Here is a 13,860-nt window from a genome sequence, read left to right as displayed (position 1 = left end):
AAAGGCACAAAAAAAGCTATCCTCGTTAGGACAAACGCCCTAACGAGGATAGCTTTCAATAAGGTAAGCTGCACGAACAGCGGTATACATTGATCTTAGCGCTGCGTAGCTATGCGGTTTCGCATAGGGCGTTTAGCAGGAATTCCAAATTGACGGTGGCATAAGTGGATGCATAATCCGACATCGCATAAGGTATAATGAGGTGGCCGTTATGGATCATTTGTCCGCAGGAATAAACAACATTGGGAACATAGCCCTCTCTTTCCTCCGCATTGGGCGATAAAATGGGGTCCTTCAACCGGCCGATGATTTTTGTGGGATCATGCAAATCAAGTAACGTGGCTCCAATGGTGTACTTCCGCATAGGCCCCACACAGTGTGTGATGACTAGCCAACCTCTTTCGGTTTCAATGGGCGACCCACAATTGCCCAGCTGAATAAATTCCCATGGTTCTTCGGGCTCACTCAACAAGATGATATCTTCATGCCAATTGGTGATATTGTCCGAAAACGAAATGTAATTGTTTTCGCCATCTACACGGCACAGCATGGCGTATCGGCCATTTATTTTCCGTGGAAATAGCGCCGCTCCCTTGTTGGCAATCTTACCATTTATAGGTTGCACCTTGAAATGGATAAAATCTTTGGTAGATAGCAATTTGGGAAGAATGGAAAAACCGTCGTAGGCGGTATAGGTAGCATAATAGGTGATTTTCCCTTTCTCGTCGGCAAATTTTACAAAACGCGCATCTTCAATGCCCCGTATTTCGGTATCGGCAATGGGAAATATCACTCGTTCGGATATGGCCGTATCGAGCGAGTAGGTCATTTCGTAATGCGATGATGCCAACCATTGCATTTGATTGCTTAAGGTGTCGCTGTCTAAACTCAACGTATTTTCGTCCTTTATTTCATTTACAAACTTGCGCAGCTCTTCATAAGTAAATAATTCGGGTAGTTTACGCTCGATGATGGCCAGCATTTCCTCTTCCGGTGCATGCAAAGCCGATAGCTTCGTTATAAAATCAACTTTTTCATATTGGTGATTTTTTACCTGCTTTGGTTTCTCCAACAGTCGTCCGACTTCATCCAGTTGAATGTCGAGGTTTTTATCGATGATGCCAGATCGGAATACGATCGACGAAACATGCCCTTCGCCGGTAGCACGGAAACTCAGGATGATTCGCTTCTCCCCATCACGCAACTGCGATTGATCCACATCTTCGACAATAGAAGGGTTGAAAAAAGCAGCAGCCTCAATGGAATACTCCATGGTGAAGTATGCGCCGATTATTAGATGCTCTTTGTAGGTAATGTCTTGTTCCTCAATACTTATTTTTTTGATAAGGGGGGATACTCGCTTATAGTTTTTTTCCAAAATGGAAACTACGCTCCGGTGCCGCTTGGAAAAATCGCGTAAAATTTGATTGAAAAGTTCGTTCTGCTTTGTTCGAGATAGCCCAAGTATGCGCTTGATGATTTTTAATGACCGCTCTTCGCTGAGCTGAAAGAAACGTGCTAGCACTCTTTTGGAATCTGGACTGAATATAATTGGCTTGCGCTCTACGTGTATAGACATGTGTGTGTTTAGTATATATAAATGTTTCTTTATGCAAATTGTTTTAATAGTTTATACAACGGACGCTTTATGTTTGCTAATGTGTATTTTTGCGCTAACAACAAAAATAGAGAGCTACTATGTTAGAGCAATTAGAGCCGAGCACGGTGTGGACGCATTTTGAAGCGTTGAACGCGGTGCCTCGTGCATCAAAAAAAGAGGAACGTGTTATTCAGTTTATGTTGGATTTCGGTCATGGATTGGGCTTGTCTACGGTTAAAGATGCGGTAGGCAATGTGATTATCCGTAAACCGGCTACTGCCGGCATGGAAGGTCGGCAGACGGTGGTGCTGCAATCTCATCTGGATATGGTGCATCAAAAGAATAATGACACGGTATTTGATTTTGATAACCAAGGTATTCAAATGTGGATCGATGGCGACTGGTTGCGCGCGGATGGAACAACCTTAGGTGCAGATAACGGTATCGGCGTGGCAGCCATTATGGGGTTGCTGTCGGCGATGGATATTGCACATCCGGCCTTGGAGGCGCTTTTTACCATTGATGAGGAAACCGGCATGACGGGAGCCAAAGGCTTGCAGGGCGGTTTGTTGAGCGGCAGTATCTTGCTTAACTTGGATACCGAGGAGGATACGGAAATTGATATCGGCTGTGCCGGAGGGGTAGATGTCACGGCACGCTTGTCCTATGAAACCTCTTTGGTTTCGGAGAAAGCTATGCTTTACCAATTGCAAGTGAAAGGCCTGCAAGGCGGACACTCGGGCATGGAAATTCATAAAGGCTTGGGCAATGCCAATAAAATCTTGACGCGTTTGCTCTATAAGTTAACCTTACAGGGCGCACGTTTGTCGAATATTGATGGAGGTGGCTTACGCAATGCGATCCCGCGAGAGGCTGCTGCCTTGTTGGCTTTCGAAGATATAGACGAACAAGGTGTATTTTCTGTTTTTGATAAGGAAGTGGCGGCGCTGAAAGCGGAGTTTGCAACCGTTGATGCGGGATTGCAGATCAGCCTGCTGAAGATAGCGGCGGCGCCTGTTACCTTGTTGCCGACGGCTGTGCAGGAGAAACTGCTGAAGGCTTTGTATGCGGCGCCGAATGGCGTATACCGTATGAGTGCTGATTTTGCGGATCTCGTGGAGACCTCCAATAACATCGCTCGGGTAGAGGTGAAGGATGGTGCTATCGTGATTAAATGTTTGACACGTTCGTCGGTAGAATCGTCGAAATGGGATCTTGCAACGGCACTACGGAGTTGTTTTGAGTTGATGGGCGCAGAGGTTTCCTTCTCGGGCGATTATCCGGGCTGGACACCGAATCCGCATTCGGCGATTCTGGAGGTCTTAAAATCTACTTACACATCCCTTTTTGCGGAAGAGCCGGAAGTGGTGGCTTGCCATGCCGGATTGGAGTGTGGTATCTTGGGTACCAATTACCCCGGGATGGACATGATTTCCTTTGGCCCGACCATTTTGGGCGCACACTCGCCACAGGAAAGGGTATCGATATCTTCGGTACAGAAATTTTGGAAGTTCTTGCTGCAGATACTGCAGCAGATTCCTGCTTCGAAGTAAATAAAAAAGGGGCTTCCATCACTGGAGAGCCCCTCTTCGCTTTGTTTCAATATAGCTGTTTAGTATTAGCTCAAATTAAGGACGAAGTCTTCTTTCGCGATACGTACTTTCTTTAGATTGACCAACCAGTCGTTGTCGCTGTCACGGTAACCTAACGCTAAGATCGTAACGGATTTTAACCCCCATTTGCTCAGTTCCAACAATTCATCCAAGGCGGAATTGGTAAAACCTTCCATCGGTGTAGCATCGACTTTCTGTTCAGCTGCTGCGGCAATGGCCAATCCAAAACCGATGTAGGCCTGACGCGCTGCATGTTGGAAATGTTGCTCTTTGCTCTGTTGTTGGAAGTTGCCAAACAGTTGGTTCTTGTAATCGTCGGCAAACCCTTGTGGTAAATTGCGCTCGTTTTCTTGCTGTGTAAATACGGAGTCAACACGCTCTTTGGTGTACTCATCGTATGCGGCAAATACCAAAAGATGCGACGCATCTACGATTTGGCTTTGGCCGTAGGCGATAGGCTGGATTTTTGCTTTCAATTCGGGATCGGAAATTTCGATCACCTTGAAGGGATGCAGACCGGATGATGTAGGCGCTAGGCGCGCTGCTTCGATGATATAGTCTACTTTTTCCTGTGCAACCGCTTCACCATTCATTTTTTTGGTTGCATATCGCCATTGTAAATCTTGTAATAAGCTCATTTTTTTATTTTTTATTAATTAAGGTAAACATAAAACTCTCTATGGCATCTTTGAACATGGGCGTCGGCTCCTCGGGAATGACGGCATTCGACAGCAATTCAATGGAGATAAATCCGTGCAACATAGACCAGAAGGTTTTTAGCTTCAGGTAGATGTCGGTGTTTTCTTGCTGATGGCTTTTCGCCAGATTCTCGATGGACACACGCATAATGTCGGACATCTGCTTCATCTCGGCTACATTGTTAACGGTCTCGCAATGGGGGATACCCAAACTAAACATAATGCGGTAATGTGCTGTACGACTGGCCGCAAAACGCCAATAACTGTAAGCGATTTCGCGAATACGCTCGTCGTCGTTGGCCGCTTGTGCTTCTGCTTGTCGCATCTCTTCCGTCAGTTTCGCAAAACCATCCTTGATGAAATATTCTTGAATGGCCTCCTTGTTTTCGAAATGTTTGTAGATGACTGGTATGCTGTACTCAATGGCATCGGCTATACGACGGATAGACAGCGCATGCCAACCTTCCTCGGCAATAATATGCCATGACTCGGCAATGATTTGCTGCTTTATCTCTTCTTGCTGACGTAGCTTTCGATCGCTGATCCCCATTCTTGTTTAAACATTTTGTTAACAGTGTTAGCAAAAGTAACTATATTATATATTCGGCATATCAACAAGAATTAAAATCGACATTCGGCTGACAATCAACGCAGCATATTTATTTCTTATCTTTAGCGTATGCAATACATAGATAGACCGAAAAAAGTGTCGCTGGTGCTCGGAAGTGGTGGTGCACGCGGGATTACGCATATTGGTGTTATACAATACCTGCTGGGCAGAGGCTATGAAATTGATGAAGTAGTGGGCTGTTCCATTGGCGCACTGGTTGGTGCTGCCTACGCTTGTAACCGGGTGCAGGAACTGGGCGACTGGATGAGGACGCTGACCAAGGCGCAGGTGTTTCGGTTGATGGATTTTACGAATCCGCGTTATGGCTTACTAAAAGGCGAACGTGTGCTGACGATTTTGCAGGATGTATTTGAGGATGTGTTGATCGAAGATCTTCCTTTCAAGTATACGGCGGTAGCTACGGATCTAGAGCATGAAGAGGAGGTGCTTTTTACCGAAGGAAGTATTTACACCGCTATTCGTGCCTCCATCGCTATTCCCGGCGTGTTTAAAGGCGTGGTGCATGGCGATAAATTTTTGGTGGATGGTGGGGTGCTCAATCCGTTGCCTTTGAATCATGTGACAAAAAAAGAAAATATCGTGATTGCTGTAAACCTAGATGGTGTTCCGGCCAAAGAGGAGGGTTTGGTGGCGAAATTGAATCCGGTAGGCTTGCTGCAGGAATCGTTCTATGCCATGCGCAGGCGCTTGAGCACGCTGAGCTTGGCTTATTATCAGCCTGATTTTACCATCACGATACCACAAGATGCGGCAGGTGTCTGGGATTTTCATCGTTCGACCGAGTTGATCGACATGGGCTATGGACTCGCCGAAGAAGCCTTGCGGGCATAGAAGAGGTCCTTAAACCTCTTCTATAAATTCCTGCAGTAGGCTGTTGAATTTTTCGGCATCTTCCAAATTGGGCAGATGGCCTGCATCCTCGATTTCTACATAGCTATTTTTCGGGATGGCATTGGCCAAGTCGAGCATATCCTGCTTTGCGGTGATCTTATCCTGCGCGCCACGTATAAGCAAGGCGGGTACTTCAATCTGGTACAGGCTAGCGCTGGTATCCGTGCGGGATGCCAAGGCTAATAATGTTGCACATATGGTGCTGATGCTGTTTCGTCGGATGCTGCTCTTAATCAATTCAATGGCCTCGGGATATTTTTCTATACTGGAAGGAGCAAATACATTTTCCACAAATCCAATGGCAAAAGGACGGCGGCCGTGGCTCAATACGGCCTGAATACTGTCGAAGCGCTTTTGCTTGGCGGCATTGCTATCTGCTTTACTATGTGTATCGGAAAGCACCAAGCCACTTATTTTTTCGGGGAAAAGCTCGTAGGCCCGCAGGGCGATGTATCCACCCATGGAGATGCCACATAGCACAGCTTGGTCAATATTTAGGCGTTCCATAAATACACGCAGATCTTTTGCAAAAACGTCGATCGAGAAAAATCCATGTCCCGAGGTGCTGTTGCCATGACCGCGGATATCTACAGCAAATGCGTCGATATGATCGGGTAGGGACTCTAGTTGTGGTCGCCACATGTTTTTGTTGAACGGAAAGCCGTGAAGAAAAATAATAGTTTTTGCCGATGCTGCTTTTGCCTTTTTGTGGAAATACGAGATGCTGATATCGCCGACTCTAATTTTGTTGCTTTTTATTAAGCGTTCCGCCATGTTATTGAAAATTTATGCCAAATGTAATGATGTTTTAATCAACAATATATATACCACATATCGTTTTAGATACCCTTTTTTTGAAAAATAATTTGGAAAAAAGGAAAAAGTGCCGATATTTGCATCACTGAAAACGACAACAGCATCTTTTGCAACATTCGTTTTGAAAGTTTGCGCTCATAGCTTAATTGGATAGAGCACCTGACTACGGATCAGGAGGTTAGGGGTTCGACTCCCTTTGAGCGCACTTTTTTTCTTCTCACTTTTATCAGCTAAAGACTTTCTCACCCTATTTGCACGATTGTTTTCAATTGAAGGTTTCCTTGCTTTTCGAAATTATCGGACATGTTGCTGAGCTTTGCGCAAGATTCATGGCTCTCGCTGGGTTAGGTTGCTCGGGTAGCGAATATCCTCAAAATAGGAAGCAAGCCTGTTCGATTGTTATACGTATATTGGAATGGAAAGGCCAGCTGGCAAAATATAAAAATTTCTTGCTTTGATCCGTAGCGTGTTAGCTCTTTCTTGTGACCAAAAAGTGAAAAAAAATTTGCAGAGAAAATCCATTTGCCTATATTTGCATCACCAAAACGGAAAGGCACTATGCCAAGAAGTAATGGTTGCCGCGCTCATAGCTTAATTGGATAGAGCACCTGACTACGGATCAGGAGGTTAGGGGTTCGACTCCCTTTGAGCGCACTTAGTACACGAAGCCTAATTCTCTATCGGATTAGGCTTTTTTTTCGAACATAGAATTAAATTACTACAAACTATGCTAAACCTTGTCTTATTCGGTCCTCCAGGTGCTGGTAAGGGTACTCAATCTGAAAAACTTATCGAGAAATATCAGTTGGTACACATTTCTACAGGCGATATTTTTCGTGCACACATTAAAAACCAAACCGAGCTTGGTCAACAAGTAAGCCAGATCATTGCGGAAGGTAATCTTGTTCCTGATTCGATTACGATTGCCATGTTGGAAGAGGAGATCAAAAAGAATCCTGCAGCCAAAGGTTTTATTTTTGATGGTTTCCCAAGGACAGTAGCGCAAGCGGAAGCGTTGGATGCTTTTTTGTTGTCTATTGGCCAACAAATTTCAGGAGTTGTGGCGTTGGATGTGACCGAGGAGGAATTGACCCAGCGTATCGCCAAAAGACAGGAAATCTCAGGTAGAGCAGATGATGCTGCCGACAAGTTGAAAAAACGCATAGAGGAGTATTTCAGCAAAACAATTCATGTACTTCCGTACTATGAGCAGCAAGGAAAACTGGCGAAGGTGGATGGCATCGGCGAAATTGAAACCATCTTTCAATCGTTGACCACGATCATTGATCAATATTAATAGCTAATAAAATAGGAATATGGCCCAAGGCTCAAATTTTGTAGATTATGTGAAGGTGTGTTGCCGTTCGGGGCATGGTGGTGCCGGTTCTGCGCATTTGCACCGCGATAAATTCACGGCCAAAGGTGGCCCTGATGGCGGTGATGGTGGACGCGGTGGCCATATTATCCTAAAGGGATCTACCCAACACTGGACCCTGCTGCATTTGAAATTCCGTAAACATATTATTGCGGCAAATGGAGAGTCTGGTGGTTCGTCGCTACGTAGTGGCGCAACAGGTCTAGATGAGATATTGGAGGTTCCACTAGGCACAATAGCTAAGGATGCCGAAACGGGCGAAGTGCTTTTTGATATCACGGAAGATGGCGAGACAAAAATCCTGACCCCTGGTGGGAAAGGTGGATTGGGAAACTGGCACTTTAAATCGTCTACACAGCAGACACCTCGCTTTTCGCAGCCCGGTCTTCCGGGTAAGGAACAATGGATCATATTGGAGCTGAAAGTACTGGCTGACGTTGGTTTGGTAGGTTTTCCAAATGCGGGTAAATCGACTTTACTGTCTGTGGTTTCGGCAGCTAAGCCTGAAATTGCGAACTATCCTTTTACCACATTGGTGCCTAATTTAGGTATTGTGGGCTATCGGGATAATAAATCGTTCGTCATGGCGGATATCCCCGGTATCATCGAAGGGGCATCGCAAGGCAAAGGTTTGGGTTACCGTTTCCTACGCCACATTGAACGAAATTCTGTATTGCTGTTTATGGTTCCGGCGGATACGGATCGTAGCATAGAGGAAGAGTACAAGATTCTGCTGAATGAGCTCACGGCCTACAACCCCGAGTTGATCGATAAGCCGCGCTTATTGGCCGTAACGAAAGCGGACATGCTGGACGAGGAACTGGAAGCGGAGATGTCGCAGACATTGCCGAAAGGAATTCCGGCTATCTTTATTTCTTCTGTTGCTGGTAAAAATATTCCGCAACTGAAAGACATGATCTGGAAAGCAATAAACGAATAAGAATATTGGTTATATAAAACATAAAAAGCAGCAAAATTTGCTGCTTTTTATGTTTTATATAATAGGGAAGAGTCGACTTTCGACGACTATCAGATAGTTCGTCGCTAAACAATCAAAAAACTGCTTGTTGATGGGCTGCGGATTTTGTTCCAGCAAATAGGGGATAACCAACTGTCCTTGTTTGAGCTCTAGCTTATAATAACCAAAAAGGGTATCTCTATTCTTTTGCACAGACTTCACTTCGGCTACAGACTGTATATCCCGGAGCAGATTGAACTGCAGCTGCTCTCCATTGCTGTATTGCACCAGTACATCGCCTTGCTGCGGATCAAAGTATAGGCGTTGGTTTCGGACAACCTTCATATGGTTGCTGTACACAAACAGTTGGCCGATAAGATAAAGACTTAGTGGAAGTGCAATCCATAATATTTTGATCTTCATTCCAATAATAAGGATAAGAAAAAAAAGCACTACGCCAATCCCTACGGTCATCATGGTGCTCCGCGTGACCTTGGCCAACAAACCGGGCTGGGTATCCAGCAACTGCAGGTTCTGCCTGCGGCTTTGTGTAAGCCCCGTGCGCTGCGGTGCAGACATCATGAACCTTCTGGAAATATAATAGACCAGAATAGCCAGTAATACAAAGATCAGGACAAAGCGCATGGGGTTGGATTAATACTGTTCGTTTTCGTTGGGGTAATTCCCTGATTTTACGTCGGCCGCATACTGGCTGGCCGCTTCGACGACTCCGCTATACAGCTGCATATATTGACGTAGAAATTTAGGTTTAAAATCTTTGGTGAAACCGAGCATATCGTTAACCACCAATACTTGTCCGTCGCAATCATTTCCAGCACCGATACCGATCGTAGGGATAGTAAGCGATTCGGACACTACTTTGGCTAGTTTGGCCGGGATTTTCTCTAGAACAATGGCGAAACATCCGATTTCCTGTAGAGCCAAGGCATCGGCTTTTAGTTTTTCGGCTTCGGCTTCTTCTTGCGCCCGAACACCAAAGGTTCCAAATTTATTGATGGCCTGTGGTGTTAAACCAAGGTGTCCACATACGGGAATGCCTGCATCGATAATCTTTTTAATGTTTTCTAAAATTTCCGTTCCGCCTTCCAGTTTCAAGGCGTGTGCACCAGATTCCTTCATCATGCGCACGGCTGCTTTAAAAGCATCTTCTGCGGTGCCTTGGTATTCACCAAAAGGAAGATCCACCAATACCAAAGCTCTTTTTGTTCCGCGGGCAACAGCGCTCGCATGGTAGATCATATGATCCAACGTAATGGGAAGGGTTGTTTCATAGCCAGCAAAAACATTTGCCGCTGAATCACCCACCAACAAAATATCTATTCCGGCTTCATCCAGCGCGCGTGCCATCGAATAGTCGTAGGCCGTCAACATGCTGATCTTTTCGCCCTGCTGTTTCATGCCCATGATGGTATTTGTTGTTACGCGTTTGATTATCTTATTTACTGACATCTGTATTGTTTTTGTTAGGCAAAACTAAATAATTAAAACAGAAATATGCTAAATAATCCCATAATGACGGAGGCTGCTCTTTTATCTATCCTATATTTCTTATTTTTGTGCTTATGCAGGAAAGCGAAAATCGTTTATTTAAATTCCCGAAATTTCAGGACTTAATCATTTTTGAGGATGATAATTTGATCGTCATCAATAAGCCGCCATTTGTGGCTTCATTGGATGACCGCAGTGGTGGAGAAGTGAATATCCTTCGGTTGGCAAAGAAATATCATGCGGATGCGCAGGTCTGTCATCGATTGGATAAAGAAACCTCCGGTATTTTGTTGATTGCTAAAAATCCAGAGACCTACCGATTGGTATCCATTGAATTTGAACGCCGCCGCGTCAACAAGGTTTACCATGCCGTTATAGGCGGTACACATACATTTGATAATCTATTGGTTGACCTGCCTATTCTAAACCAAGGCAACAAGAATGTATCCATCGATCGGGCGAACGGTAAACAAGCGGAGACCATATTCAATTCCATTCAGTACTTTAAACATTTCACCTTAGTGGAATGTAAGCCCATTACCGGAAGGATGCACCAAATACGTATTCACCTAGCGACACAACATGCCGCTATTGTGGGGGATAGCATGTATCGCGGGAAACCTGTTTTCCTTTCGCAGATCAAGAAGCGCGGCTTTACCATGGCGAAGGAACAGGAAGAATTGCCGATTATGAAACGCTTTGCGCTCCATGCGCGCTTTGTGAATTTCACAATTGATGGCAAGGACTATGCTTTTGAAGCACCGTATCCCAAGGACTTTGCGACCCTAGTGAAGTTGTTGGAAAAATTTGATAGCTAATTGATGAATCGCATGAAGGATAAAAAGAAAACCTGGAAGATTGTCGGTAATGTGCTGTTTGTTTTACTGATTGTCGCTTTGATTATTCCGGCAAGTCGCTCTTGGTTTCAGCAAGGGCTTATGAAAATCGGTTTGTTCAAGCCTAATTTAGAAACGCCAAGCGATAGCGTTGCGCTGCCTGAGGGACAAGAGCAAAGCGCTAAGGCCAATGTATCGTTCAGCAATGAGGAAGGAGAGGTGGTTTCTATTGCCGACTTGGCGGGCAAAGTGGTTTTTGTCAACTTTTGGGCAACCTGGTGCCCTCCTTGTAAGGCGGAGATGCCGTCTATACAGGCGTTGAAAGATAAGTTTAAGGATAATGATCAGATCGTCTTCATGTTGGTAGAAATAGATGGGGAGGCGGAAAAGGCGCGTGAGTTTATGGAACAGGGAGAAATGGATCTTCCAGTTTACTTTCCGGAAACGGAGATTCCCAGCAATTGGTTGGGACAATCTATCCCGACGACGGTTATTCTCGACAAGGAAGGCAACATTGCTGCACACCATGAGGGGATGGCCGATTATTCTCGAAAAGAGGTTTTTGATTTTATGACGACTTTAATTAATAAACAATGACTAGAGCGGAACTCGTTCGGGCGATAAAAGATAAGAAAAGCTTTTTATGTGTAGGCTTGGATACGGATATCACGAAGATACCAGAGCACCTGTTGGACGATGAAGATCCTATTTTCAGCTTCAACAAGGCTATCGTCGAAGCTACTGCGGATCTCTGCGTGGCCTACAAACCGAATATTGCTTTCTATGAGTGCTATGGTGTGAAAGGTTGGCAATCCTTACAAAAAACTTGGGAAATATTGCCTAAAGACTGCTTCAGCATTGCGGATGCCAAGCGTGGCGACATCGGAAATACCTCGGCCATGTATGCGCAGGCCTTCTTTGATGAACAGGTGTCGGGCTTGGGTTTTGACTCGATCACGATTGCGCCATATATGGGACAGGATTCTGTGACGCCCTTTCTTGATATCCCCAATAAGTGGGCCATCGTTCTGGCACTGACATCGAATGCAGGAAGCAAGGATTTCCAGAACTTCAGCGATGCATCGGGCGAGCAGCTTTTTGAATCCGTATTGCAGAAGGTGGGTGAATGGGGAACGGTAGACAACACGATGTTTGTTGTTGGCGCAACCCGAGGTGATGCATTTTTACAGGTGCGTAAGCATGCACCCGATCATTTCTTGCTGGTGCCCGGCGTAGGAGCACAAGGAGGCTCACTACAGGATGTTTGCCAATATGGGATGAACGCCGATTGTGGTTTGTTGGTCAACAGCACACGGGGTATTATTTATGCATCCAAAGGACGAGACTTTGCAGAACGCGCACGGGCGGAAGCTCTGATTCTCCAGCAGGAGATGGAAGCCGAGCTCCTAAAAGCAGGCATTATATAAAGCTAGTTGATCTAGCTTTTGCTTTTTCTGCCCTATTTTGGCACAATAATTATGCTTTAAGGCTGGTGGAAAAAACTATGCGAATCAAATTAACACAACTCTGGGCGGTGCCGCTTGCATTATCTCTGGGCGCTTGCAGCTCGATCTATATGCCCAACGTGCCGGCTACACCCATGTTTCGGGAGCAGGGCGAGGTTTACCTCGCTGCACATAGCAATATCAAAGGCAATCTCAGTGGTAACGCTGGTGTCGCTGTTGGAAAGCATGTCGCCGTGATTGCGAACGGCTCCTATATCGACCGGGGCAGAGAAAATAGCAATGAACTTTTTCGACAGCAACTGGTCGAGGCCGGAGTAGGCTATTTTACCAAGATCGGTAAGGAGAAACGGCAGGTGTTGGAGGTGTATGGGGGCTACGGTGTGGGATCATCTACAGAGGTGGATCGCCGGGCTACGACGACAGGGATGCAGCCCGTAGAAACACGCGCCATGGATTTTGATAAGATCTTTGTGCAGGTGAACTACTCGTCCACAAGAAAACAAAAGTTAAACTTGTTTGGTAAAAAGCGTGACTTGAACTATGGTACAGCCATTCGTGCAAGCCGTGTGGCAATGACGAACTTTACTATTAACGATTTGGCGAGTCCAAAAGAAGAAGCTTTCTTTATTGAGCCACTATTCTTTACACGAATGGAGCTTAATAAGGGATTTCAGTTGCAATATACCAACGGCTTCAACTTTAATGTGCTGGATAACGACTACCTGAAAGCCGGTAATGCGGTCTTCACGTTGGGCGTTACCTATAATTTTGGTGGTAGAAAAAAATAGTAGACAATAGAAATATGAAAAATAGAACTTTAACGCTGTTTTGCTGCATGTTGTTGGCGCTGGTTATGGGCGGCTGTGCGGTAAGTAAGAATAACATCGATGCGCTTGCAAAGTGTGATTATTCGGTAGAATCGTTGCAGGACGTACGCCTAGCTGGCCGAGCTATCAACAGCTACACCGCGGGAAATAGTGTAAATATCGCGTCCCTGCCGGCGGTAGCATTGGCCATGTTGCGCAAGGATCTACCTTTGGAAGCGCGCGTGAATATGAAAATCAGCAATCCAACGGCTTCGAAAACATCGATCAATTCGTTTAAATACCTGATCGAGATACAGGGTAAACCTTTGTTTGAGGGCGATGTGAATCAAAACGTGCAATTGGCTACCGGAGAAAGTACGACGGTGCCCTTGACATTTAAAGCCAACATCTTTGGTGCAACGGAAGAAAAGGGCTTGGAGGGTGTGCTTAACGAGATCTTTACCCGCGAAGGAGAAGGTTTTTTGGTGTTGAAGATTAAGCCTTCTATGCGTATTGGAAATAGCAATATTTACTACCCTGGATATATCACGGTAGACCGTAACCTCGCGAAAAGTATTCGTAAACTGGTGATGTAGGTCGAGCTACATCAATACTTATTATCACAAAAAAAAGAGAAGCTAAACTTCTCTTTTTTTGTGAT

The 13,860-nt window shown here is 45.3% G+C and carries 15 protein-coding genes and 2 tRNA genes; 11 read left to right on the top strand and 6 right to left on the bottom strand.

Annotation, left to right across the window (positions count from 1 at the left end; all coding sequences use genetic code 11):
* Positions 1-109: 109 nt before the first annotated feature.
* Positions 110-1,579 carry a glycoside hydrolase family 130 protein gene (locus SCB77_RS02600; protein WP_320184867.1) on the bottom strand — a complete coding sequence of 490 codons (1,470 nt, stop codon included), beginning with the start codon at positions 1,577-1,579 and terminating at the stop codon, positions 110-112.
* A 119-nt stretch (positions 1,580-1,698) separates the two neighbouring features.
* Here SCB77_RS02600 and SCB77_RS02595 point away from each other — a divergent pair, with 119 nt between their 5' ends.
* Positions 1,699-3,153 (top strand): aminoacyl-histidine dipeptidase, encoded by a 1,455-nt coding sequence (locus SCB77_RS02595; protein ID WP_320184866.1) that lies wholly within the window; start codon positions 1,699-1,701, stop codon positions 3,151-3,153.
* Positions 3,154-3,218: 65 nt separating this feature from the next.
* On the opposite strand, the gene SCB77_RS02590 is transcribed toward SCB77_RS02595, so the two are convergent.
* Together SCB77_RS02590 and SCB77_RS02585 are read right to left on the bottom strand one after the other, a co-directional pair.
* Positions 3,219-3,851, bottom strand: coding sequence for a nitroreductase family protein (locus tag SCB77_RS02590; RefSeq protein WP_320184865.1), 633 nt, complete (start codon positions 3,849-3,851; stop codon positions 3,219-3,221).
* Positions 3,852-3,855: 4 nt separating this feature from the next.
* Positions 3,856-4,461 (bottom strand): TetR/AcrR family transcriptional regulator, encoded by a 606-nt coding sequence (locus SCB77_RS02585; RefSeq protein WP_320184864.1) that lies wholly within the window; start codon positions 4,459-4,461, stop codon positions 3,856-3,858.
* Positions 4,462-4,590: 129 nt separating this feature from the next.
* Between SCB77_RS02585 and SCB77_RS02580 the strand changes: the two genes are divergently transcribed.
* Entirely contained in the window at positions 4,591-5,373 is a 783-nt protein-coding gene (locus SCB77_RS02580) for a patatin-like phospholipase family protein (protein ID WP_320184863.1), read from the top strand.
* A gap of 9 nt (positions 5,374-5,382) precedes the next feature.
* Here SCB77_RS02580 and SCB77_RS02575 read toward each other — a convergent pair whose 3' ends face one another.
* Complete coding sequence (locus SCB77_RS02575; protein ID WP_320184862.1) at positions 5,383-6,207, bottom strand: alpha/beta fold hydrolase; 825 nt, start codon at positions 6,205-6,207, stop codon at positions 5,383-5,385.
* 173 nt (positions 6,208-6,380) lie between these two features.
* On the opposite strand from SCB77_RS02575, the gene SCB77_RS02570 reads away from it, so the two are divergent.
* The 4 genes from SCB77_RS02570 to obgE all read left to right on the top strand — a co-directional run bounded on the left by SCB77_RS02570 (position 6,381) and on the right by obgE (position 8,564).
* A tRNA-Arg gene (locus tag SCB77_RS02570) sits at positions 6,381-6,454 on the top strand.
* A 375-nt stretch (positions 6,455-6,829) separates the two neighbouring features.
* A tRNA-Arg gene (locus tag SCB77_RS02565) sits at positions 6,830-6,903 on the top strand.
* Positions 6,904-6,976: 73 nt separating this feature from the next.
* Positions 6,977-7,546 carry an adenylate kinase gene (locus tag SCB77_RS02560; RefSeq protein ID WP_320184861.1) on the top strand — a complete coding sequence of 190 codons (570 nt, stop codon included), beginning with the start codon at positions 6,977-6,979 and terminating at the stop codon, positions 7,544-7,546.
* A 19-nt stretch (positions 7,547-7,565) separates the two neighbouring features.
* Positions 7,566-8,564 (top strand): GTPase ObgE, encoded by a 999-nt coding sequence (obgE, locus tag SCB77_RS02555; protein ID WP_320184860.1) that lies wholly within the window; start codon positions 7,566-7,568, stop codon positions 8,562-8,564.
* Positions 8,565-8,618: 54 nt separating this feature from the next.
* Here the strand turns inward: obgE and SCB77_RS02550 are convergent, their stop codons facing one another.
* Both SCB77_RS02550 and panB read right to left on the bottom strand, forming a co-directional pair.
* The gene (locus tag SCB77_RS02550) at positions 8,619-9,227 is read right to left on the bottom strand and encodes a hypothetical protein (RefSeq protein ID WP_320184859.1); all 609 of its coding nucleotides are present in this window, start codon (positions 9,225-9,227) and stop codon (positions 8,619-8,621) included.
* A 9-nt stretch (positions 9,228-9,236) separates the two neighbouring features.
* On the bottom strand, positions 9,237-10,052 hold the full coding sequence (panB, locus tag SCB77_RS02545; protein WP_320184858.1) for a 3-methyl-2-oxobutanoate hydroxymethyltransferase: 816 nt from the start codon (positions 10,050-10,052) through the stop codon (positions 9,237-9,239).
* Between the two features lie 113 nt (positions 10,053-10,165).
* Here panB and SCB77_RS02540 point away from each other — a divergent pair, with 113 nt between their 5' ends.
* The 5 genes from SCB77_RS02540 (at position 10,166) to SCB77_RS02520 (ending at position 13,795) form a co-directional block, all read left to right on the top strand.
* Complete coding sequence (locus SCB77_RS02540; protein WP_320184857.1) at positions 10,166-10,909, top strand: RluA family pseudouridine synthase; 744 nt, start codon at positions 10,166-10,168, stop codon at positions 10,907-10,909.
* A 12-nt stretch (positions 10,910-10,921) separates the two neighbouring features.
* Complete coding sequence (locus SCB77_RS02535; protein ID WP_320184856.1) at positions 10,922-11,524, top strand: TlpA family protein disulfide reductase; 603 nt, start codon at positions 10,922-10,924, stop codon at positions 11,522-11,524.
* Positions 11,521-12,354: an orotidine-5'-phosphate decarboxylase gene (gene pyrF / locus SCB77_RS02530; RefSeq protein WP_320184855.1), complete on the top strand. Its 834-nt coding sequence runs from the start codon at positions 11,521-11,523 to the stop codon at positions 12,352-12,354. Before SCB77_RS02535 ends, pyrF begins: the two co-directional genes overlap by 4 nt.
* Positions 12,355-12,431: 77 nt before the next feature.
* Positions 12,432-13,181 carry a hypothetical protein gene (locus SCB77_RS02525; protein ID WP_320184854.1) on the top strand — a complete coding sequence of 250 codons (750 nt, stop codon included), beginning with the start codon at positions 12,432-12,434 and terminating at the stop codon, positions 13,179-13,181.
* 14 nt (positions 13,182-13,195) lie between these two features.
* Positions 13,196-13,795 (top strand): hypothetical protein, encoded by a 600-nt coding sequence (locus tag SCB77_RS02520; protein WP_320184853.1) that lies wholly within the window; start codon positions 13,196-13,198, stop codon positions 13,793-13,795.
* Positions 13,796-13,860 lie beyond the last annotated feature (65 nt).

Origin of the sequence: Sphingobacterium bambusae (assembly GCF_033955345.1) — a bacterium.
In the GTDB taxonomy this organism is placed as follows: domain Bacteria; phylum Bacteroidota; class Bacteroidia; order Sphingobacteriales; family Sphingobacteriaceae; genus Sphingobacterium; species Sphingobacterium bambusae.
This window is presented reverse-complemented; position numbering and strand designations above follow the sequence as displayed.

Bases quoted from the DNA above. Each gene is read 5' to 3' on its own strand.
- SCB77_RS02575 (WP_320184862.1), bottom strand. From the start codon at position 6,207: ATGGCGGAACGCTTAATAAAAAGCAACAAAATTAGAGTCGGCGATATC.
- SCB77_RS02595 (WP_320184866.1), top strand. From the start codon at position 1,699: ATGTTAGAGCAATTAGAGCCGAGCACGGTGTGGACGCATTTTGAAGCG.
- SCB77_RS02535 (WP_320184856.1), top strand. From the start codon at position 10,922: ATGAAGGATAAAAAGAAAACCTGGAAGATTGTCGGTAATGTGCTGTTT.
- obgE (WP_320184860.1), top strand. From the start codon at position 7,566: ATGGCCCAAGGCTCAAATTTTGTAGATTATGTGAAGGTGTGTTGCCGT.
- SCB77_RS02520 (WP_320184853.1), top strand. From the start codon at position 13,196: ATGAAAAATAGAACTTTAACGCTGTTTTGCTGCATGTTGTTGGCGCTG.
- SCB77_RS02600 (WP_320184867.1), bottom strand. From the start codon at position 1,579: ATGTCTATACACGTAGAGCGCAAGCCAATTATATTCAGTCCAGATTCC.
- SCB77_RS02550 (WP_320184859.1), bottom strand. From the start codon at position 9,227: ATGCGCTTTGTCCTGATCTTTGTATTACTGGCTATTCTGGTCTATTAT.
- SCB77_RS02525 (WP_320184854.1), top strand. From the start codon at position 12,432: ATGCGAATCAAATTAACACAACTCTGGGCGGTGCCGCTTGCATTATCT.
- panB (WP_320184858.1), bottom strand. From the start codon at position 10,052: ATGTCAGTAAATAAGATAATCAAACGCGTAACAACAAATACCATCATG.
- pyrF (WP_320184855.1), top strand. From the start codon at position 11,521: ATGACTAGAGCGGAACTCGTTCGGGCGATAAAAGATAAGAAAAGCTTT.
- SCB77_RS02540 (WP_320184857.1), top strand. From the start codon at position 10,166: ATGCAGGAAAGCGAAAATCGTTTATTTAAATTCCCGAAATTTCAGGAC.
- SCB77_RS02590 (WP_320184865.1), bottom strand. From the start codon at position 3,851: ATGAGCTTATTACAAGATTTACAATGGCGATATGCAACCAAAAAAATG.
- SCB77_RS02560 (WP_320184861.1), top strand. From the start codon at position 6,977: ATGCTAAACCTTGTCTTATTCGGTCCTCCAGGTGCTGGTAAGGGTACT.
- SCB77_RS02585 (WP_320184864.1), bottom strand. From the start codon at position 4,461: ATGGGGATCAGCGATCGAAAGCTACGTCAGCAAGAAGAGATAAAGCAG.
- SCB77_RS02580 (WP_320184863.1), top strand. From the start codon at position 4,591: ATGCAATACATAGATAGACCGAAAAAAGTGTCGCTGGTGCTCGGAAGT.